The following is a 21,007-nucleotide window of genomic DNA, read 5'->3' as shown; positions in this document are numbered from 1 at the left end:
TTGAATTTCCCTCTTTACATAGCCAAACGATATATTTTCAGCAGAAGTAAAAACAATGCTATTAATATTATCAACTACATTGCCAGCATGGGAATTATTGTTGGTACAATGGCTTTGTTTGTGGTATTGTCAGTTTTTAGCGGGTTAAAAGTTTTTAGTCTTTCGTTTACAAATGAAATTGATCCTGATCTAAAAATGACCATTACTTATGGAAAATCATTTTTGATTACTCCCGATCAGGAAAAAGAAATTAAAAATATTGAAGGTGTTGCCTCCTACACCAAAATCATAGAAGAGCGTGTATTGTTTTTGTTTAAAGACAAACAACAGGTTACCACTTTAAAAGCAGTTGACAGTAACTATGTGGTTGTAAATGACATTAAGAAAAAACTCTTTAATGGGCAATGGCTGAAACCAGATACCTATCAGGTAGTTGTTGGTTATGGAATTGCAAGGGATTTTTCGATGGGAATTTTAGATTTTGAAAATCCATTACAAGTATTTGCACCAAAACCCGGAAAAGGGGCTTTTGAAAACCCGGAAGAAGCATTCAATAAAACGGATGTTCTTCCTGTCGGGATTTATTCTATAAGTGAAGATCTGGATTCTAAATATGTGTTTGCAGACTTAGGTTTAGCGCAGGAATTATTGATGTACAAGCCCAATCAGATTTCCGGAATTGAATTCAATTTAAAAGAAAATGCAAATGAAAAATCTATTAATGCAGAATTAAAAAGGATTTTCAAAAACAAAATCACATTAAAAAACAGAGCCCAGTTAAACGAGTCTTTATACAAAATGCTCAACACTGAAAATATTGCCGTTTACCTTATTTTTACTTTGGTAATAATAGTAGCTCTTTTTAATCTGATAGGCGCATTGATTATGATGATTCTGGACAAAAAAGGAAACCTCAAAACCCTTTTTAATCTAGGAACAGATATCAGTCATCTGCGAAAAATATTTCTGCTTCAGGGAACTTTACTAAGTATATTTGGCGGAATTATAGGCCTTGTTCTCGGTATAATCCTGGTGCTTTTGCAACAAAAATATGAACTAATTATGATAACGCCTACTTTGGCTTATCCCGTAGTTTTTACCTTAGAAAATGTATTTGTGGTAATGACAACAATCGTTTCTCTTGGATTTGTAGCTTCTTTAATCGCCAGCAGCAGAGTAAGTCAAAAGCTATTAGATTAAAATTTCCTGTTAAAAAAATTATTACTTATATTTATCGTCTCAAAACTTTAAGCATATGATTGTTTCTGCTTAATCCTAATTCGTTTTTTTAAATAATTAGGATACTTACGTTTTTACTTCTGTTCAGGCAATAAATATGTCTGAATTTCTATCATTTATCCTAATATATCATGTCAGAGACAACAATAAAAAAGAGTTTATTTTCTAAAATTTTTACCACATTAAAATTAGCAATCAAAGGAGACGAATCTTTTGATTATACAACCGGGAGTATCAAAAAAGCAGTCATTTTATTAGCCATTCCGATGGTTTTGGAAATGATGATGGAATCTGTTTTTGCACTGGTCGACTTGTACTTTGTCGGACATCTTGAACATAGTAGTTTTGCTATTCAAACCGTTGGTTTAACAGAATCTGTGATTACAATTGTATACTCAGTTGCAATCGGAATCAGTATGGCAGCTACAGCTGTCGTGGCTCGCCGCATTGGAGAAAAAGATCCTGTAGCAGCAGCAAAAGCAGGTATGCAGGCTATTATTATTGCGTTTGTAATTAATAGTGTGATGAGTATTCTGGGTTTTATTTATGCCAAAGATATTCTGATACTAATGGGGGCATCTGTTGATGCTGCCGAGCATGGTTACATCTTTACACAAATTATGCTTGGGGGAAGTTTATGTATCATGCTTTTATTTTTGATCAACGGAATTTTTCGTGGGGCAGGAAATGCTGCCATAGCCATGAAAAGTCTTTGGTTAGCGAATATTTGCAATATTATTTTGTGTCCGGTTTTAATTAATGGTTTTGGTCCTGTTCCGGCTTTTGGATTAACAGGTGCTGCAATTGCAACTACTTTAGGAAGAAGCATTGGAGTTTTATATCAGCTGTACCATTTGTTTTTTGGAAAAGGTGCTTTAAAAATCATCGCTTCGTATTTTGTTCCCGATTTTAAACAAATAAAAGCCTTAATAAAAATTGCTGCCCCAGGTGTTTTACAATTCGTAATTGCATCCTGCAGCTGGATTTTTCTGGCTCAATTGGTTGCAACAACCGGAGGAGATCATGGTTCTGCAGGATACCAGACAGCACTAAGGATTATGATGTTTTTTATTCTTCCTGCATGGGGATTAAGTAATGCAGCGGCAACCCTGGTTGGGCAAAATTTAGGCGCCAAACGAATAGACCGTGCAGAAAAATCAGTTTATACAACAGCAAGATATAATGTTATTTTTATGGCTTCAATCATGATAATTACATTAGGATTTGGTGAGTATATCATTTCCTTTTTCACGAATGATGAAATGGTAAAAACCGTTGCTGTAGAAGCTTTGCAGATTATGAGTGTAGGATTTATTTTTTACGGAATCGGTATGGTATTGATTAATACTTTCAATGGGGCAGGAGATACCTGGACGCCAACCGGAATCAATTTCTTCGGATTTTGGTTGTTCCAGATTCCATTAGCTTATATATTGGCAAAACACTTTAAGATGGGACCGACCGGAGTTTTTATCGCAATTCCGGTTGCGGAAACTGCCATTACTTTAGCTGGAATCTTTTTCTATAAAAAAGGAAAGTGGAAACGTATTCAAGTATAATAAAAAAGGCCTTCAATTTTGAAGGCCTTTTTTTATACTTTTAAACAAACTCATAATCCGCATAAACCTGTTCAATTTCTTTCATAATGGCGAATAAATCTTCAGGAGCATCAGTGGTAACTAATTTTTGTTTGAATTCTTTGAATGAATGGATTCCTTTAAAATAGTTGGTATAATGACGACGCATTTCTACAATTCCCAAACGTTCACCTTTCCAGTCCATCGACCATTGTAAATGATTTCTGGCCGCTTCAACACGATCAATAACGGTTGGAGCAGGTAAATGTTCTCCGGTCTTAAAGTAATGTTTGATTTCATTAAAAATCCACGGATAACCAATCGCAGCACGACCAATCATGATGCCATCAATACCATATTCATTTTTATATTTTAATGCTTTTTCAGGACTATCTATATCGCCATTTCCAAAAATAGGCATTGTAATTCTCGGATTGTTTTTTACACGAGCAATATGCGACCAATCAGCATGACCTTTATACATTTGCGCACGTGTTCTCGCATGAATCGTCAAAGCCTGAACACCAATATCCTGAAGTCTTTCTGCAACTTCATCAATATTAATAGAACTTTCATCCCAGCCTAAACGTGTTTTTACCGTAACAGGTAAATCAGTACTGCGAATAACCGCTTTTGTCAGACGTACCATCAAATCGACATCTTTCAGAACTCCGGCTCCGGCTCCTTTACAAACCACTTTTTTTACCGGACATCCAAAATTGATATCAACCAAATCTGGTTTTACCGTAGAAACAATTTTAGAAGAAAGTGCCATTGCTTCTTCGTCACCACCAAAAATCTGTATTCCGACAGGACGTTCATAATCAAAAATATCAAGTTTCATTCTGCTCTTGATTGCATCACGAATTAATCCTTCTGACGAAATAAATTCAGAATACATTAAGTCAGCACCATGCGTTTTGCATAATCTGCGAAACGGCGGATCGCTCACATCTTCCATCGGTGCCAGTAATAAGGGAAATTCGGGTAATTCTATGTTGCCAATCTTGACCATCTTCAATATTTTGTGCAAAATTACAACATTTTAATCGAATTGACACAATTCGAGAGACAAAGGCTCAAAGTAACAAAGGGACAAAGGTTTTTTTATAGTCCTGATTAACAGCCTTTGAACCTTTGCCCCTTTGTTACTTTGTCCCCTATATTAAGACCTATAGTCAAAAAACCGAATGGGTTTTCGGCTCATTGGATTAAAAACCAGAGGATTTAAAATTTCTTTAGAAGCAAATTCTATTTTTGGAGTAACTCTCAATTTTGCCCTGAAATGATCTTTGATTTCCTGCAAAAATTCAGGAGTCTGATTTTTTACAGCAATTTTTATCACGATTTCATCAGTACCTAAATCATTGGTAGAAATCTCAATAATATGATTTTCGATGTTATCGAAACCGCTCAGGACATCATTCATCGCAGGCGGATAAAGCGTTGTTCCTTTATACTTAATCATTTGTTTTTTGCGCCCAATAACCGGACCAACACGAAAAGTATTTCTTCCGCAGGCACAAGGCTCATCATGAAGCTGGACAATATCTCCCGTTTTAAAACGCAATAACGGCATCGCTTCAATGCCCAAAGTGGTGAAAGTTAATTCACCCGCTTCACCATTTTTAACCGGATTATTATTTTCATCCAAAACTTCGGTAATAATTAATTCTGGATGATGATGACCTCCAATTCCGTGTTCGCATTCTGTAAAAGCAGTGCTCATTTCTGTGGAAGCATAAGTAGAAAACAACTTAATATTCCACTTTTCTGTAATTTTTTGAGATAAAGTGTTCATTGAAAAATCCTGGTTTCTTAAGGATTCTCCAATGCAAACAGCGCCTTTGATACTCGAATTATTATAATCTATTCCGTGGATTTCGGCGTATTCAATTAATTTCAGTAAAAAAGAAGGAACGGTAATTAAGTACGAAGGTTTGTACTTTAAAATAGAATCCCATTGTAATTCCGGTATTCCGGCGCCGACGCGAATAACGCCCACTTTTAGTTTTCTAAGCCCTAAAAAATAAGCCAAACCGGCCATAAATTTCCGGTCAATGGTTGTCATTAACTGAACAACATCTCCTTCCTGAATACCGGCACAGGCAAACGAAATGGCTTCATTATAAGCTAATCGATCCAAATCAGAATCGGTCAAACCAAAAGTTACAGGATCTCCCAAAGTACCAGAGGTTGAGGCATAATCAATAATTTTATGCTGTGGTACACACAAAAAATCATCGTTGTATTGCTGTAAATCTTCTTTGTTAGTTACGGGTAAATGCTGTAAATCTTCGAGGGTTTTAATCTTTGAAATATCAATATTTTGTCCGGCAAAAAGTCTCTTATAAAATGGAGAGTTCTGACTGATATAATTTAAAAGCTCGCTTAATTTTTGCTCCTGAAAAATTTTAATCTGTTCTAAAGAATCCTTTTCTATTGATGGGATCATGTTCATTTTCTTTTGATTTTTTTTAAATATTTTTCAATTGCTTCTTTTTGGGGAACAGTTGTAATTTCTTTGGTTAATGCTTTTTCAAAATTTTCCTTAGCAAGCAGAAAGTTTTTCTTTTGGTAAAAATACAATCCTGCTTTATAATACACAACCCAATAATCAGGGTTTAAAGATTGGTAGTTCTGAATAAAATCTGCAGGAATTTCTGTTTTATTTTTTAGAAAGCCATCAATCTTATGGTCTTCTTTTCTGAATTTCTGATAGTTTTTGCATGCCGTAGTTTCGATGAAGGGATCTTTTGTAATATTCAGGGTTTCATCTTCAAAAGAAATGAGAGGATTTTTTCTTTCGCCAAAAACAGAATCTAAATTATAACAGACAAATTCTCCCATTTGATATGGATTTGCCGAAACCCAAACCAGTTTTTCTTTCGGTTTAAAAATAATTCCGTGATGCGCCATCAGCTGATTCAACGCTTTTTCATTTCCGTAACCCAGTTCTGTATTTTGAAGACCCTTTTTATTTCTGAGAATTTCTGAAGCAATTTTGGGATTGATTTTTGGGTTTTCCTGAAAAAGTTCCTGCATTCTTTCAAAACGATATTTCGAATGACTATTTACAATTTGCGATTCATTTCGCTTATCGTTTTTAAAAGCATCACTCTGAAAATGATTGGAACAAATTAACTGATCACTGTTTGGAACCGTGTAAATATCCATTTTCTTGGGAGATACTTCAATTAAAACAGCCTTATCATCATTTGCACTTCCGACCATTATAGATTCAGAAACAAAAACGTTTCTTTTTTTGGCAATGCTGATCGCTTCCTCAATATTTTTTGCGTGTTCTAAAATCTCTCTTGTCAGAATAGAAATAGGGGTTTTGGCAACCAGCGGAATTTTAGATTTTCCGGCATTTATAGTTACCGTCAAACCTTCATTGTTCATTCCCGAAACGGCACCACTCATGCCTGGCCAGGTTACCATCATAAAAGGATATCCGGTTTTTGGTTTTATAAACGCCACGATTTTATTTTCCGCGAAAGCGTCATTGATATAAAAATCAAAATTGCGTCCCAGGATTAAATTTCCATTTTCAGATTTTTCGCCCCAGGCAGCAAAAGAAGAACAGCCAACCAAAGCCAAATCCTGAAGTGCATGACCAATGTCGTGCGCTCCGTGCAGATACAAATTGCGTTGATACTGCGGAGCCAAATTATCGAACTCATGAGACGTATATTGCGAAACACCATAAATCTCCGCCTGATATTCGTTTGCAACATTCTGGTATAATTTTCTGTTGTACCATTTTAGGAAATTCCGAAGCAGATTTTGCTGGAATTTTGACGGAACAAAATCTGTTACTTTGGAGAAAAAAGCCTTTTGCTGCTGTTTTAAAAGTGAATCAGTCAAGGCGCCGGTAGTAAGGCCAATTTCGAGCGGATCACCCTCAACATATAGTTCCCAAAGACCTTGTTTGTTTTTTAAAAATGAATTTTTGCCTGAAATAAAAACAGAATCAGAAAGTTTGGTAACAACAGGTTTTGTCGCATTATAATGGGTTAAATCTGGTAAATGACGTTTTGATTTTGTGATGCCGCAAGAAACCAACATCAATAAGAAACCTAAAAAGAAAAGTATTTTAATTCGATTCTTCATTTGCCTTTTTTTATTCAGAAGCCTGATTGATTTTGGTTACCAGATATTCTTTTCCGAGAATTTCCGAGCAGGTTACAACAGCTCCGATCGTTACGCCCAAAACACCATGCATATTGACACTTTGCCCGGTGAGGTATAAATTGTCCAGTTTTGTTTTTGAGGCAATGAGGGTTTTCATCGGATTATTTGAATCCTTTACGTAACCGTACATATTGCCTCCGTCTCCGCCAATATAATCCCGATAGGAGAGCGGTGTTGAAGTGTGTACGGATTTAATACACTGTTTGATGCCCGGGAATTTTTTTTCGATTTCATCCAAAAATATAGCAGCTTTTCTGGACTTAAATTCATCATAACTTTCTCCACGATGATTTTCTTCAGCGGCCGTATTAAAAGTGTCTGCCCAGGGCAAAACATCATCATATTTCATATAGGTAATAAAAGTCATTCCCTCTGCCCATTCTTCGTCTTGTTTGTATGCATTCATAGAAGCCATATAGGCCTTGGGCCATGAATTTTCATCATAATCATGTGCGGTCCAGACATCATCACTATTTTTAAAATGATAATAGTTATGATTGATGTATTTGAAACAGTTGGGTTTAAAAACAACATAAAGGCTAAAGGCAGAAATTACGCCTTCGAGACTTTGAATCCGACTGTAAAATGACTTTCTGAAACACTCTTCGCCAGCCATTTTTAAAGTGGTTTTTGGTTCAATGTTCGAAATAAAATAAGTTCCGGAAACCTCCGTTCCATCTTTCATTTTTACAGAAGTAACTTTATTATTTTCAACAGAAAAATGAACTACTTCTTTGCGTTTATAAAATTCGCCGCCGTATTTTTTCAGTTGTTTCAAAAGTTGTTTGGTAATCTGGCTTCCGCCATTAACACAGCGCCAAGAACTTTGGATATACGAGTTTACAGAAAGCGCATGAACATAAAAAGGAGATTTATCCGGAATTCCGGCGTACAAAAAATTAGAACCTCCCAATACCGCTCTTAGTTTTTCATTTTCAGTAAATTCGTCAATTGTATTTTTGGCATTTAATTCTAAAATAGCATTATCATATCTGCCTTGCCAGTTTAAATTAAAAAGCGGGAATGAATCACAGACGGATCTTATTTTCCGGCAGTATTCTTCCAGATTTGTTTTTTCTTCGGGGAAATAATTTTCTAATTGTTTTACAAAATTCTCATACCCCTGCGCATGCGGATATTCGGTTTTATCATGACCAAAAGAAATAATATCAAAACCGTCTTCGTCCATTTTTTTTAAATTCAAATGATCGATTATACCGAGATATTTAAAATATTTATAAAGATTCTGACCTTCACTCAAACCTCCGATGTAATGGATTCCGGTATCAAAAATGGTTTTGTCGCGTACAAAAGTCTGCAGGTTTCCGCCATATTGATTATTTTTTTCGAGCACACAAACGCTGTAGCCTTCTTTAGCCAGAATTATAGACGAAACCAATCCGCCTAAACCGCTGCCGACAATTACAACATCATAATGCTCTTTCATGCTGTTTTTTTCTTTAAAATAATTATCGAATTTTCATCCAGAACCGACTCAAAACCAAAGTTAATCAAACTAGTTTTTAAACCCGGACTATCAATTAAAATAACGGACGTTGCTGCAGAAATAATTTTCTCAAGATCATCATTATAATTTTCATCAGAAATCAAAACAACATCATATTGATTTTTTAATGCTGTTTCAAGATTTTCGAAATAAGAAATTTTTCTTTTTGTGACCACATAATTAGTCCTGGCAACAGCCAGTTTTTCTTCGTCTGAAGTATAAGAAAATATTTTTCGCTGCGGTTCCTGCAAAGTCAGCAAGACATCCAGCTGACCAAAATCATTAAATAAATGTAATATTCTGGCTTTCGCCGAAAGATGTTTGTTGAGATTATAATACGTTTCTAAATGTGTTTTCAGATTGCTTTTTACACTATTTATGATTTCAATTTCTTTGTAATCATAACTGTGAACCAGCATTTTTTTCCAATAGTCAACTCCTTCTAATTCCTGGCGGATTTTATGAAATTCGTCTTTAAAAAAAGCTCCGATTTGTTTTGTTCTTTCAGCATAATTTTTTCCAAACGAAAGATTTTCAGGAGTAATCCGATCTAAAACAGAAACGGTAAGATTACTGCTGTGAATGACAAAATCTCCTTTCGGAATTGCTTCTGAAGCACCATGAATCAAAACCGGGACAATGTCCAGATTAAATTCTTCGGCAAGATAAAAAGCACCTTTATGAAAACGCTTAATTTGATTGCTTTCTGAACGTGTGCCTTCCGGGAAAATCATTAACGAATATCCTTCATTTACTTTATGGCGCAGATGTTCAACACCGCCCTCAATTCCTTCCGACACCGGATAAAAACCTGCTTTTCTTACTGTAGCACCAAAAATTGGAGAATTGTAAACCCAGTCATTTACCAAAAATATAATTTTAGGACTCAGCATACCCATCGCCAAAATGTCGATAAAAGAAGAATGGTTGGCAATCAGTATGGCCGGTTTTTCAAAATTTTCGTTGAATTTATTAACGACTTTGATATGAAGAAAAGGATTGGAATACAATACCGATTTCATGAATTTAGAAATCATATATCTAAATCCTTTCATTTTCTTTTGTTCGCTAATGGGAAGGATTGGCATAATAATCAAACTAAAAAGTGACATTAAAATTCCGCCAAGGCCATAATAAGCAAATGAAATAATTCCGTGTATTAAACTGCGCAATGCAAAAGGAGCATTTCCTTTTTTAGGACGATTTGATAAAAATAATTTAAATAAAATCGGATAGAAAATAAACGTAATAATCAAAGCAGCAAAAACCCCAATTAAGGAAACCGACGAAATGGATCTCAAAGCCGGATGCTTCGCAAAAATCATCGCACCAATTCCTAAAATGGTTGTGATGACAGCCAGGATTATCGATGTTCTGTAAATCGCAATTTCATTTTTTCCGTTAGTATATTCTTTTTGAAGCGCGCTTGTCATGAAAATACTAAAATCAACCCCATGACCAAAAATCAATGTGCAGACAATCATACTGAAAATATTCATCTGAATGCCAAATATTCCCATAATTCCGGCAGTTACAATTCCGGTTAAAGCAATTGGGATACAGCTGACAATTACCAGTTCGATTCTTCTGAAAAAGAAAAACAGAATCAGGATTACGGCCACAAAAGAATAATTGACAAGCGAATTAAAATCGGTTTTTAATGTGCTGAAAAAAGTTTCATTCATTTGCTGACGGTCAATTGCAATCAGGTCTTTTTTGGAGTCGGCCGATTTTACAAAAGAATCCCGTTGTTCCGGAGTTACTTTTACCAAAGTTGAAATGGTATAAAAACCATTTTTCTGAGTTACAAATTCATGTAACTGCAACGCCTTAATTTTTAAATAATCGTTGGATGAAATAGGCTTAAAATTAAAATCCAGATGATCAAAAAACGACGAATAAGTTGTGGGCTTAAAACCAAGTTTTGAACCTTCTGAAATCAATTGCGATTTTAAAAGCTGTTTTTTGTTGGTATCCCAAAATGAATTCCACTGATCAATTTTCTTCTGCTGTTGTTTCAGCGAAAGCATTATTCCGCCAACAGAACTGAAATTTAAAATTTTGTTCTGTTGTTTTGCTGCAGACAAATCAGAAAAAAGACGGCTGTTGTTTTGCAGAACTTCTTCCATACTTTTTCCGTACGAAGCAACATAAATTGTTTTTGAAGTTAAACTGGAACTTTCTTCAAGATCTTTTTCGGCGGCTTTTATTTCTTTTGGAACAAAATTCAGTTGTGACAAATCATTATTAAAACCGACATTATTATAAGTAAAACAGCATACAATAGTAATCAGGACACAAAAACCAATCAGGAATTTATTATTGTGAAAAGAAAAATGGGCCAGTTTGTCGATTACATTTTTTTTATGCTCTTCCGGATTTTCTTTTGGTTTGTACAAATGCGGAACAATCAAGAGAGAGAAAAATGCAGAAGCCATTACAATGACAGCAGCAAAAATCCCCAGGTCATTTAGCGCATCGGACTTTACAAAAAGAAGACATAAAAAAGCAACAGCAGTGGTGGAGCTGCTCATAATCACAGGCATTGTAATGTCTTTGTACAATGTTTTTACATCGCTGTTATGTTTATAATGCGTCAGGATATGAATCGAATAATCAATGGTGATTCCCAATAAAATAGAACCAATTCCCAAAGAAATGGCTGAAATTTGCTCTTTCACAAAATATAAAAAGGCCACAGCGAACAAAGCACCAAAAACAGTTGGGAGAAAAATGATTAACGGGATTAATATTTTCCTGTAAAATAAAATCAAAATCAACATCAGTGTAAACATTGCAATTGATGTTGTTAAAATAATATCGCTCTTAATCTGATTGGCATTTGCAACAGCAATAAGAGCAGAACCAAAATAACTGATGGAAGTTTTATTTTTGAATTTCTGATTTAAATTTTCCTGAATCGATTTTAGTTTAGCAGCAAAAAGAGTATTTTTTTCGGTTTCGCTCGACGGAAGATTCGAGGTAATAAAAAGCAATAATTTCTTTTTGTCCTTCGTCATTACAAAACCATTGCTGAGTGTAAAATCATCACCAACATTTAGCTGTTGTAATTTTTTTAAAGCAATAAAAGAAATCCCAAGCGGATCCTGAAGAATGAAATCTTTGGTTACAAATCCTGATGGTGAAATAATCGACTTGTAATTTCCCTGAACGGTCTCCGCAATACTGTCTTTCTGAAGTTTATCCTGTATGCTTGCGTAATCTTTGTTTTCCAGGAAAAGAGGGAGATTATTGTAAACAAAATCAATTGTTTCCTGAATATTTTCTTCGTCAATTTTGCCCTGAATTCCTGTAATATAAGGCTTGCAGGAATGATTAACACTATCAGAAAAAGCGGTTGCCATTTCCTTTAAATCTTCTTCTGTGCCGTTTTTTTCCAGTTTGAAAATGACGGTAGTTTTATCAGCAAAATTAAGCTGTTTCAACACTTTTGCCGTCACATCAGACTTATCATTTGTTGGAATAAGTTTGGTAATGTCTTCTTCAAACTTAAGCTGTGATGCAAAAAATCCAAAAAGAACGAGCATAAGCAAAGCCAGTAAAACCGATAAAGATTTTCTGCGGTTTACAAATAAATGAATGGCATAGAAATAACGATGCATTATATTTTTTTATTTTTGGATGAACTAAATAAGCTCAAAAGCAAATAACTTAAGAGTCCGACAGTTAGGGCACAAACTGATGCTAAAATAAGACTTCCGACGATATATTGTGTTGCATTTTTCTGAATATCATCAAACGTAAGGGAACTGTCTAAAACCAAAGTACCTTCGGTGGGTACAAAATAGCTTCCCATTTTTAGCGATCCATAAATAATAAAAGGAATAAAAGGAGGAAAGCTCACATTGGAAGACAAATAGGCAATGACTTTGTTGAGCTTAAGAATAGTGGCAAAAAACAAAAGCAATACGGTTTGTAATCCCCAGAAAGGAGACATTCCGATAAAAATTCCCAAAGCAATTGCAGAGGCTTTATTGAAATTGGAGTCATTGCTTTCTAAAATATCTTCTAAAAAGAATTTTTTAAAACCTTTTTTTTTTGCTTTTCTAAAGAAATCCCTTGGTTTAATGTAGAAAATAGCATTGATGACCAGAACAGTATTTAAAATACTGATTCGGGTAAAATCTTTGAATGGACGAAAATGCGAAACTCGCTCTGCCGGATCATATAAAATCTGAATCGGAATATTTTTTACAACAATTCCTTTCCAGGCAGAACGCACAATTACTTCAATTTCAAACTCAAATTTATTGGTATAAAATAGTTTTGGAATTAGTTTTAAAGGATAAAGCCTAAAACCGGATTGCGTGTCACTGAGTTTAATTCCGGTTTCAAATTTGAACCAGAAATTTGAAAATTTGTTACCAAAACTACTTTTCTTTGGCACATTTTCCTGCGCCATATTTCGGCTTCCGATCAATAAGGAATTTGGTTCCCGTTGAATTTCTGCAATAAAATTTGGAATGTCGGAAGGAAAATGCTGACCGTCTGAATCAATCGTGATCGCGTACTCAAAATTTAACTCAATTGCTTTTTTGAAACCATTTCGCAAAGCCATTCCTTTTCCCGAATTTTTTGGGTGATGAATCTGTATTAAATGTGAATATCCTTTTAAGATTTCCCTGGTATCATCGGTTGAGCCATCATTCACAATAATGATGTTTTGGGTAAAATCTAAAATAGAATCCAAAACTCTTTTTAGCGTTTTGTGATTATTGTATGTGGGTACAATAACGCAAAAATGCGTCGAATTTAATAATTCCTGCTGAGATAGAGTAGGGTTCATGGATAGTGTTATTTACCTACTTTACGAATTGTTTTTCTTTTTCAGAAAAACTTTTAGATTGTAATACAAAGTCTTTTAAGTATTCTTTTAAAGGACCATTCTGTTCAGCATAATGCGTCGTAAGGTATTTTTTGTCTTCTTTTATATTTTTTTTGTAACCCGTAATTCCAGGAACATTTTCCTGAATACTCAGGCGGATCATTCTGATCTCGATGTTGTTGGGTTCGTTTGTAATTGTAGATTCTAGCAGTTTTGCACCTTCCTTAAAACGGCTGATTTTTTCGCCTAATTTTTTCTCGTATTTTGAATCCAGCAAAATCGAAGCCGCTTTATAAGCCACCATAATTTTATCATCAGTAGTAGAAATACCCGAAAGTTTTTCTACAAAATCTTTGGCATTTGCTTCAGATTTAGGCGCTTCTGTATACATTTTGCGAATACTCGCCAAATCGGGAGCACCAACAAAATTAATCCAGACAAATAGTGTCAGTAATAGTTTCATAACTATAATTTTTTATAAGTGTTGCTTAATTTCAAAGCAACAGTTTCGTTAAAATAAGTAGTATTTTTCACTTTAACCAAATTATCTTCACTAGTAACAACATCAAGTTCTAAACGCAATTCCGGAGTAGCTTCAGGATTTATAAGCGCCATAAATTTTACATTTGCAAGCGTCTGAATCATCAGCGTACTTTTTGTAATAGATTCAGTCAGTTCTTTAATAATCTGAATCATGCAAACTCCCGGCATAATCGGATTCCCCGGAAAATGGCCTTTAAAAACGTCGTGTTTTTCATTGACCAAAATCGTGATAACATATTTAGAATCGGATATTTTTTCTTCCGAAAGTATTTTGTAAAAATCTTTTAGAACCATCTATTTTATTTCATTTTAAAAGTATAACTAATACCGATCTGGAATACCTGATTCAGGATAACATCATCATAGTAATAATCTCCGTTCTCATCATAATTAAGACCGTCGTAACCATAAATATCAATCAGACCCTGTTTAATTCTGGCTTCAAAAGTCAGTCCGTTTGGTAAACTATAACCAACGCCGCCAACAAAAGCCAAATCAAAATTTACAGGGCTGTAATCATAATTACTAAAATTGTCATCTGTTTTAAAATCAAAGGAAGGTCCCGCTAAAACGTGAAAACCACTTCCTTTAAAATTAAACTTTGCCAGTGCTCCAAGCGTTACATAATTTAACTCGTAATTTACATTTCTGTAGGCGTTGCTGTCAAAAGCATATTCTCTTCCTTCTGAACCCTGTCTGGAATAATTTAGCTCCGGTTGAAGTGAAAAATATTTATTGAATTTTATGTTTACAAATCCTCCAATATAAAAATCAGATTTGGTATTGTTGTAGTCAATATTTGTTAGTCTCGAAAGGTTCAAACCTCCTCTAATCCCAGGACTAACAGTTACTTGCGCTTGTGTTGCAATGATTCCGATATAAAAAACGAAAACAATTAAAATTATTTTTTTCATCTTGGTTTGATTTAATGGTGAATTTAAATTTCTACTCTGGTTTAAAATAATTTAACTCGATTTTCAATTTAATATTTTGATGTACAATCTGAATTTTCTCGGCAAAAATATTGTTTTCTGAACTAAATGTAAGCGTTATTTTTTCTTTTGTTGCTGAAGCATGAATGAGTTTTTCAAATTTCTGGTCTTTTTTGGATAAAAACAGCAAATTGTAACGTTTCCCATCTATTGATTTGTAAATGTTATCTGATTCATTTTCAAATTGTTCCTGAATCAGATATTCCTTTTTAAGCAATAATCTGAAATCTTCTTTTAAGGTATTAATCAGGATTTTCCGGTCTAATTCTGATACAATTGAATTGACTTTAAAACTCTTTTCAGAAATTTCAAAATCCAGTAATTTATTTCCGAATTCAGTTGTAAAAACCACCCGGTGAACCGTGTCGTTTATTTTTTTTGCAATAAAAATTCCGGACAATTCATTTCCATAAACGGTGATATTGGTTTTGTAGACATAATCCGTTTTTGAATCTGAAAAATAAGGTGACTGATAAGACGTTTTGTCTAATTTTTTAGGCGTATAATTTTTTGTGACCGAGCCACAAGAAACTAAAACAATTGCCAGAAAGCAATTAATTAGTAAAAACTGAATCGTCGATTTTTGCATTTATTACTTTATTTTTAAGTACAATTCGGGTGTAATCTTCAGATGATTCTAATAATTTTACCTGAACAACTGTTGCTTCTTCTTTATCAAAAGTCAGTTCAATTTGTTTGATGTATTTTTTCAGCGTTGCATCTTTCGGGATAAACTTCGCCAGATTTTGCCCTTTCAATTTAAAATACGAAATGGTAAATTCTTTATCGTCAAACATATTTCCGCTCACGCTTCCAACAATTAATTTGTTGATTCGCCCAAAAATTTTGCTGTTGCCAATATCTACCGCACTCTTTTTTCCTTCATCATTGATCAGAATTTTTCCGTTTTTAAAAACGATGCTGTAATTGTATGGTTTTTTATATTGCCATTGAAGAAGAGCAGGTTCCTTAAAGATCATTTTTCCGGACGTTTCAATATCTTTCGATAAAAAATCCAAATGTTTATACTGAACAAAATCGGTGCTCAGCGTTTTGATTTTTTTGGCCACCACATTTACATCCTGTTTAAAAGCAGTAATTTCTGCATCAGTCATTTTTTGTTCCTGAGCAAAAACAGTACAGATATTTAAGAGTAAAACGAAAAAATATATTTTAGATTTCATAAGCTTTAAGATTCAAAAGTTCTTCGGTCGAAATTACTTTATAATTATTTTGCTGTAAAAATTGCAAAAACTGTTCCAATACTAAAACAGAATGCGGAGCCGTATCATGCAAAAGTACAATTCCGCCGGGAGAAATGCGTTTTATAATCCGATTGAAAATTAAATCCTGATTTTTAGTTCCTCCGTCAAGCGAACGAATATTCCAGCCGATTACTTTGTGCCCGGTTACTTTCAAAGCTCTTCGTATAGAAGGAGTTGTAACTCCGTAAGGCGGACGAAAAAAGTTTATTTTTTTGGAAGTATATTTTTCTAAAAGCAAATCCGTTTTCTGAATTTCTTCTGTAATTTTTTTAGCAGTATAAAAATCAAAAAAATCAGAATGAGAGTAGGAATGATTTCCAACCAGATGGCCTTCTTCAATCACCTTTTTAAGTATTTCGGGATGTGCTTCTATATTTTTTCCGATACAGAAAAAGGTCGCTTTGGCATTGTATTTTTTTAAAAGTTCTAAAACTTCCAAAGTAAAAATAGTCGGGCCGTCATCAAAAGTAAGTGCAATTTTTTTTTCTGTTTCGGATGGATTATTGCAGAATGCCTTTACATGATAATCAGAAGAAATTAGTGAAGAACCGATCGCATTTATGCCCAGCCATATGAAAACAATACCAACAAACCACCAAAAATTAATTGCGATATAAAGGTTCAGGAGAAACAATAAAAGCAACAAAAGGATAAAAAATATCGATATGTTTTTATGCGTTATCATTTTGAAAGCAACGTAAAACTATGATTTTTTCCGTTTAACTGATTGTACAATAAAATAGTTTTATAAGCCGGTTTCGTAATAGAATTTACTTTGATAATTTCTGGAACTTCCTGTGTTTTTATAACTTTTGATGCCATCCAGAAGGCAAAAGCCGAAGCCGTATCATATTCGCCGCTCAAATGTTTGTAATACAAAACAGTTGTTTTGGCAAAAGCATTTTCTGCAAGATCTTTATAATAACTTTCGAAATCAGCATTTCCGTCAAAACCTAAAACCAGGGCATCAATATCTGAAATCTCCAGATTATTGGACTTTAAAAAAGAAACGATTTCTGCTTCAATTTCATTTTCTTCGAGTGTATTTACAATGGCAATATCCAGAAGTTCAGCGTATGTGTTTTCTTTTCTTTCGTTTTCTAAAACAAAAAAACTGGCTCCTTCTCCATAAACGGCACCGCTTGTTGTAGAATTTAAAACGTCATACGGAGCAGAATTATCTGCTTTGATGCGTCCGTTTAGTTTAAAAAGAGAAGTGGTATACTCACCATTTTCATCAACACCGCCCACTAAAATTGAATTGGCATCATCTTCTTCAATCTGCATTTTAGCATCCAAAAGTGCCGATTCAAAAGAAACCGCACCGTTTACATACGTAAAATTATACCCTTTGCATTGTTGTAAAAGGGCAATCTGTGCACCAACCGTATTATGTGTCGACTGGATAAAAGAAGTTGGTGTTAAAAATTCTTCCTTATTATCTAAAATACTTTTCAGGAATTTTTCAGAATCTTCTATACAGCCTAAACCCGTTCCGGTAATAATGGCATCAACGTTTTCGATATTGGCATCTTTCATCGCCAAAGCCGAAGCTACGATTCCATTTTTTACACCTTTTGCCATCCTGCGGCTTGCTGCCGGAGAAATATATTCTTTGTACGCCGGCGAAACAATTGCCAGTACATTTTCTTCATGATTTACAATGGCTTCTTCTAAAAAAACAGTATCAAATGTTTTTTGAGTCGAAATACAGCCTACTCCATTTATATATGTTTTTTTTGTCATTAGCTTTTTGAAAATATAAGGGTTGAACAATTTCCTCCAAAACCAAAAGAGTTGGATAAAACGTGTTCGATAGTTGCATTTTTTAAAGAGGTTTGCGGTTTAAGATCAAATTCTTCCATCGGAGTTTCAAAATTCAAATTCGGATAAACCACATTATGCTGAATGGCCAAAACACTGTAAACGGCTTCAATTGCAGCTGCTGCCGCTAAAGTGTGGCCTGTAAAAGGTTTTGTTGAACTGAAATCAGGAATTTTTTGATCTTCGTAAATTCGTCGTAAAGCTCTTCCTTCAGATAAGTCGTTGTTTGGCGTTGCTGTTCCGTGTACATTGATGTAATCAATTTCAGAAGGTTTTAAACCCGAAACTTCGAAAGCTTTTTTCATGGCCAAAAACGCACCATCGCCATTTTCTGAAGAAGCAGTCTGATGAAAAGCATCATTTGCATTTCCGTAACCGGAAACTCTTGCCAATACTTTTTTATTTTGTTTGGCAACAATTTCATCCGATTCTAAAACTAAAAAAGCGGCAGCTTCGCCAAGATTTAATCCTTTTCTGTTATTGTCAAAAGGTTTATTGTAATCGTCAGATAAAATCATCAGAGTCTTAAATCCGTTGATCGTAAATTTTGCCAGAGCATCGGCTCCGCCAACAATAACACGGTCTAATTTTCCGGTTTTGATTAATCTCGCACCCAGCATAATCGAATTTGCAGCCGATGAACATGCGGTACTTATGGTTGTTACCATACCTTTTAAACCCAGTTCTTCGGCAATTTTTTCGGCAACATCACCACCATCGTGACAGGTAATGTACTTTACAAGTTCCGGTTTTTCAAAATAATCGTAATAATGTCTTTCGGTCATATCCATTCCGCCCACACTTGTAGCCGAAATAAGTCCGGTCCTAAATTCGTTTATAGAGGTAATGCCCGCATTCTGAACAGCTTGTTTTGCTGCCAAAGTGCCAATCATTGCCGTTCTCGAAAAATTATTAGAAGCAGGAAGATTCAGTTCGTCAACCAATTCTGAATTGGTTTTTTTAATCTCACCGACTTTAATAACATTTGCATGAACAGTCGAAATATTTTGGATTTGAGAAACGCCGATTTTATTTTCGATTAATGAAATATAATTCTCCTCCACCGAATTTCCGATCGCAGAGATAATTCCCATTCCTGTTATTGCAACACCTTTTGCCATTTTAGATTTTAGATTTTAAAATTTTAGATTCAGACTATTACTTAGATTTTAAATATTTCTGTCTAAAGAAATCTAAAATCTAAAGTTTAAAATCTACAATCTATTTAGTTCTGTTAGCGCTGATATACGCCGCCATAGTTTCGATAGACTGGAAAATCGTTTTTCCTTCTTTCGGATCTACCAATTTGATTCCGTAATCTTTATCTAAAATCACGATTAGTTCAAGAGCATCAATCGAGTCTAAACCTAAACCGTCTCCAAACAAAGGATCGTTATCTGCAATATCTTCAACTGCGATATCTTCAAGGTTTAAAGTTGAAATGATTTTGTTTTTTAATTCTGCTTTTAATGCTTCCATGATTATTTATTATATAATGTATTGATATTTTCGTTTTTATATTTCCCGTTTTGATCCTTGCTGATAAGGCAAAGAAAAGCTTTATAATTTTCGTTAAAATACTCCACCCAGCCACACAGAACTGAATCTGCTTTATTTGTGTTTAACAGAATCTCCGAATACTTAGACAAAAATTCAGCGTTTAAAACATCAAATATAAAGAAAGAATTCTCACTTTTCAGCTGATGACGGATACTTATTTCGCCCAGACAGATATTTGGCAGCGTATAAACGAAAACTGCCGGACTCGGAAAATAGTTTTCTTTGTCTGAAATTGATTCCTGATGTTTGATATCGGTATCTAAACTCGACGATTTATTGGCCAGAACCAAAGCGATATTATTTTCTTCCTCATTTGAAGTGATCGGACTCAAAAGCAATTCTGATCCTAAAAAAGCCAGTTTGCTCAAAGCATCCATTTTGAAAAACTTTGGATACTGAATTTCAAAATTACGATACGCTTGCTTGGAGAAATCGGCAAAATCGGTTGGTTCAATTTTAAATACAGAAGTTCCGTTCAAAACAATTTCGTTGTTTTGGATGGTGATATAAGATTGTATGTAGGTTTTGTTTTGAGTCATTTTTGAAACAAAGTATTGGTCAGGAATTGATTTTTTTTAAAATCCCTATAACAATTGATTTATCTAACAATGTAGCTTTATAGACATAATTTTCATCATCAAGAATATCTATAATTTCTACATAAATTTTGCTGCCAATTAAAGAGTCTAATCTTTTGTTACTACCTTTTACATAGGTTAAACTATAGTTCGTATTATCAGACCACTCAATTCTAAACGTAGAAGTTTGATGTAAATTCTTTTCTGTTTGAAACTTATCATCCCTTATTATTGTCATTTCAGGAAAAGAGCCATCACTATATTTGAAAGTTCCGGTTTTTAAGTTGTCACATTTTGAAATTTTTGAAGCGTCAAGTTTTTTATTTTCATATTTTGTATTGGCAAATATGAAAATATAATCATAACAGTTATTTCTTAGTTTGCTGTCTTCAGAATAATAAATCTTTTTCAGGTTTTCTATAGCCTCATTTATTTTTTCCTGATTTTTATAATTTGTTTTTTCAGGATTAATAACGACTGAACTTATTTGACCATTATTATCCACGCAATAGTTAACAGCTAATAATTCTACATTTTTTACATCGTCAGTAAAATACTGTCTTTTTATTTTGGTCACACTTTTTTCACATCCCCAAAAGGAAATGATTGAAAGAAAAAGTAATAGGAATTTTGATACTTTCATAAACCTTATTGGCATAATTTTTTAATATCCGATTTTAAAACTATTTGCGAGAAAAGAACAGGAACATTCAGTTTTTGATTTTCTTTTATCATCGCAATATAAATGTCATTTTTGTCTAAAATAAATATTCTACTTGTTTGGTGTATTGGATTTATAGAAAGAAAATTTGGCTTATTATAAATTATTATGTTTTTTGAGTTTTTATATTTTTCAAATCCAAATTTCTCGCAATCATC

General features: G+C 34.1%; 20 protein-coding genes. 2 read left to right on the top strand and 18 right to left on the bottom strand.

Annotation, left to right across the window (positions count from 1 at the left end; translation table 11 throughout):
* Together DCO46_RS09350 and DCO46_RS09345 are read left to right on the top strand one after the other, a co-directional pair.
* Positions 1-1,200 carry an ABC transporter permease gene (locus DCO46_RS09350; RefSeq protein ID WP_116752291.1) on the top strand — a complete coding sequence of 400 codons (1,200 nt, stop codon included), beginning with the start codon at positions 1-3 and terminating at the stop codon, positions 1,198-1,200.
* Positions 1,201-1,370: 170 nt separating this feature from the next.
* Positions 1,371-2,798 (top strand): MATE family efflux transporter, encoded by a 1,428-nt coding sequence (locus DCO46_RS09345; protein WP_116752290.1) that lies wholly within the window; start codon positions 1,371-1,373, stop codon positions 2,796-2,798.
* Between the two features lie 40 nt (positions 2,799-2,838).
* Here the strand turns inward: DCO46_RS09345 and dusB are convergent, their stop codons facing one another.
* The 18 genes from dusB to DCO46_RS23060 form a co-directional block, all read right to left on the bottom strand.
* Positions 2,839-3,831: a tRNA dihydrouridine synthase DusB gene (gene dusB / locus DCO46_RS09340; protein ID WP_116752289.1), complete on the bottom strand. Its 993-nt coding sequence runs from the start codon at positions 3,829-3,831 to the stop codon at positions 2,839-2,841.
* A 150-nt stretch (positions 3,832-3,981) separates the two neighbouring features.
* A complete protein-coding gene (locus tag DCO46_RS09335) occupies positions 3,982-5,271 on the bottom strand; it encodes a phenylacetate--CoA ligase family protein (protein ID WP_116752326.1) in 1,290 nt (429 codons plus the stop codon).
* Between the two features lie 2 nt (positions 5,272-5,273).
* Complete coding sequence (locus DCO46_RS09330; RefSeq protein ID WP_116752288.1) at positions 5,274-6,932, bottom strand: C45 family autoproteolytic acyltransferase/hydolase; 1,659 nt, start codon at positions 6,930-6,932, stop codon at positions 5,274-5,276.
* A gap of 10 nt (positions 6,933-6,942) precedes the next feature.
* Positions 6,943-8,460 carry a phytoene desaturase family protein gene (locus tag DCO46_RS09325; RefSeq protein ID WP_116752287.1) on the bottom strand — a complete coding sequence of 506 codons (1,518 nt, stop codon included), beginning with the start codon at positions 8,458-8,460 and terminating at the stop codon, positions 6,943-6,945.
* A complete protein-coding gene (locus tag DCO46_RS09320; protein ID WP_116752286.1) occupies positions 8,457-12,143 on the bottom strand; it encodes a 1-acyl-sn-glycerol-3-phosphate acyltransferase in 3,687 nt (1,228 codons plus the stop codon). Before DCO46_RS09320 ends, DCO46_RS09325 begins: the two co-directional genes overlap by 4 nt.
* The gene (locus DCO46_RS09315; protein WP_116752285.1) at positions 12,143-13,327 is read right to left on the bottom strand and encodes a DUF2062 domain-containing protein; all 1,185 of its coding nucleotides are present in this window, start codon (positions 13,325-13,327) and stop codon (positions 12,143-12,145) included. The genes DCO46_RS09320 and DCO46_RS09315 overlap by 1 nt, the downstream gene beginning before the upstream one ends.
* A gap of 16 nt (positions 13,328-13,343) precedes the next feature.
* Positions 13,344-13,829 carry a hypothetical protein gene (locus DCO46_RS09310; protein WP_116752284.1) on the bottom strand — a complete coding sequence of 162 codons (486 nt, stop codon included), beginning with the start codon at positions 13,827-13,829 and terminating at the stop codon, positions 13,344-13,346.
* 2 nt (positions 13,830-13,831) lie between these two features.
* Positions 13,832-14,203, bottom strand: coding sequence for a 3-hydroxyacyl-ACP dehydratase (locus DCO46_RS09305; RefSeq protein ID WP_116752283.1), 372 nt, complete (start codon positions 14,201-14,203; stop codon positions 13,832-13,834).
* Between the two features lie 5 nt (positions 14,204-14,208).
* Positions 14,209-14,823, bottom strand: coding sequence for a porin family protein (locus DCO46_RS09300; RefSeq protein WP_116752282.1), 615 nt, complete (start codon positions 14,821-14,823; stop codon positions 14,209-14,211).
* A 31-nt stretch (positions 14,824-14,854) separates the two neighbouring features.
* Positions 14,855-15,490 carry a hypothetical protein gene (locus DCO46_RS09295; protein WP_116752281.1) on the bottom strand — a complete coding sequence of 212 codons (636 nt, stop codon included), beginning with the start codon at positions 15,488-15,490 and terminating at the stop codon, positions 14,855-14,857.
* Positions 15,456-16,085, bottom strand: coding sequence for an outer membrane lipoprotein carrier protein LolA (locus DCO46_RS09290; RefSeq protein WP_116752280.1), 630 nt, complete (start codon positions 16,083-16,085; stop codon positions 15,456-15,458). The genes DCO46_RS09295 and DCO46_RS09290 overlap by 35 nt, the downstream gene beginning before the upstream one ends.
* Positions 16,075-16,851 carry a polysaccharide deacetylase family protein gene (locus DCO46_RS09285; protein ID WP_116752279.1) on the bottom strand — a complete coding sequence of 259 codons (777 nt, stop codon included), beginning with the start codon at positions 16,849-16,851 and terminating at the stop codon, positions 16,075-16,077. The genes DCO46_RS09290 and DCO46_RS09285 overlap by 11 nt, the downstream gene beginning before the upstream one ends.
* On the bottom strand, positions 16,848-17,912 hold the full coding sequence (locus tag DCO46_RS09280) for a beta-ketoacyl synthase N-terminal-like domain-containing protein (RefSeq protein ID WP_116752278.1): 1,065 nt from the start codon (positions 17,910-17,912) through the stop codon (positions 16,848-16,850). Before DCO46_RS09280 ends, DCO46_RS09285 begins: the two co-directional genes overlap by 4 nt.
* Positions 17,912-19,111 (bottom strand): beta-ketoacyl-[acyl-carrier-protein] synthase family protein, encoded by a 1,200-nt coding sequence (locus DCO46_RS09275; RefSeq protein ID WP_116752277.1) that lies wholly within the window; start codon positions 19,109-19,111, stop codon positions 17,912-17,914. Before DCO46_RS09275 ends, DCO46_RS09280 begins: the two co-directional genes overlap by 1 nt.
* 100 nt (positions 19,112-19,211) lie before the next feature.
* Positions 19,212-19,469 carry a phosphopantetheine-binding protein gene (locus DCO46_RS09270; protein WP_116752276.1) on the bottom strand — a complete coding sequence of 86 codons (258 nt, stop codon included), beginning with the start codon at positions 19,467-19,469 and terminating at the stop codon, positions 19,212-19,214.
* A 2-nt stretch (positions 19,470-19,471) separates the two neighbouring features.
* Positions 19,472-20,089, bottom strand: a complete 618-nt coding sequence (locus tag DCO46_RS09265) for a 3-oxoacyl-ACP synthase (protein WP_116752275.1) — start codon at positions 20,087-20,089, stop codon at positions 19,472-19,474.
* A 19-nt stretch (positions 20,090-20,108) separates the two neighbouring features.
* Positions 20,109-20,771, bottom strand: a complete 663-nt coding sequence (locus DCO46_RS09260) for a hypothetical protein (RefSeq protein WP_116752274.1) — start codon at positions 20,769-20,771, stop codon at positions 20,109-20,111.
* A gap of 5 nt (positions 20,772-20,776) precedes the next feature.
* Positions 20,777-21,007 (bottom strand): hypothetical protein (locus tag DCO46_RS23060; protein WP_207784958.1); only part of this gene is annotated, 231 nt, incomplete at its 5' end.

Source organism: Flavobacterium sp. HTF (assembly GCF_003105115.1).
In the GTDB taxonomy this organism is placed as follows: Bacteria; Bacteroidota; Bacteroidia; order Flavobacteriales; family Flavobacteriaceae; genus Flavobacterium.
This window is presented reverse-complemented; position numbering and strand designations above follow the sequence as displayed.

Coding starts and splice junctions, on each gene's coding strand:
- DCO46_RS09345 (WP_116752290.1), top strand. CDS start 1,371: ATGTCAGAGACAACAATAAAAAAGAGTTTATTTTCTAAAATTTTTACC.
- dusB (WP_116752289.1), bottom strand. CDS start 3,831: ATGGTCAAGATTGGCAACATAGAATTACCCGAATTTCCCTTATTACTG.
- DCO46_RS09335 (WP_116752326.1), bottom strand. CDS start 5,271: ATGATCCCATCAATAGAAAAGGATTCTTTAGAACAGATTAAAATTTTT.
- DCO46_RS09330 (WP_116752288.1), bottom strand. CDS start 6,932: ATGAAGAATCGAATTAAAATACTTTTCTTTTTAGGTTTCTTATTGATG.
- DCO46_RS09325 (WP_116752287.1), bottom strand. CDS start 8,460: ATGAAAGAGCATTATGATGTTGTAATTGTCGGCAGCGGTTTAGGCGGA.
- DCO46_RS09320 (WP_116752286.1), bottom strand. CDS start 12,143: ATGCATCGTTATTTCTATGCCATTCATTTATTTGTAAACCGCAGAAAA.
- DCO46_RS09315 (WP_116752285.1), bottom strand. CDS start 13,327: ATGAACCCTACTCTATCTCAGCAGGAATTATTAAATTCGACGCATTTT.
- DCO46_RS09310 (WP_116752284.1), bottom strand. CDS start 13,829: ATGAAACTATTACTGACACTATTTGTCTGGATTAATTTTGTTGGTGCT.
- DCO46_RS09305 (WP_116752283.1), bottom strand. CDS start 14,203: ATGGTTCTAAAAGATTTTTACAAAATACTTTCGGAAGAAAAAATATCC.
- DCO46_RS09300 (WP_116752282.1), bottom strand. CDS start 14,823: ATGAAAAAAATAATTTTAATTGTTTTCGTTTTTTATATCGGAATCATT.
- DCO46_RS09295 (WP_116752281.1), bottom strand. CDS start 15,490: ATGCAAAAATCGACGATTCAGTTTTTACTAATTAATTGCTTTCTGGCA.
- DCO46_RS09290 (WP_116752280.1), bottom strand. CDS start 16,085: ATGAAATCTAAAATATATTTTTTCGTTTTACTCTTAAATATCTGTACT.
- DCO46_RS09285 (WP_116752279.1), bottom strand. CDS start 16,851: ATGATAACGCATAAAAACATATCGATATTTTTTATCCTTTTGTTGCTT.
- DCO46_RS09280 (WP_116752278.1), bottom strand. CDS start 17,912: ATGACAAAAAAAACATATATAAATGGAGTAGGCTGTATTTCGACTCAA.
- DCO46_RS09275 (WP_116752277.1), bottom strand. CDS start 19,111: ATGGCAAAAGGTGTTGCAATAACAGGAATGGGAATTATCTCTGCGATC.
- DCO46_RS09270 (WP_116752276.1), bottom strand. CDS start 19,469: ATGGAAGCATTAAAAGCAGAATTAAAAAACAAAATCATTTCAACTTTA.
- DCO46_RS09265 (WP_116752275.1), bottom strand. CDS start 20,089: ATGACTCAAAACAAAACCTACATACAATCTTATATCACCATCCAAAAC.
- DCO46_RS09260 (WP_116752274.1), bottom strand. CDS start 20,771: ATGAAAGTATCAAAATTCCTATTACTTTTTCTTTCAATCATTTCCTTT.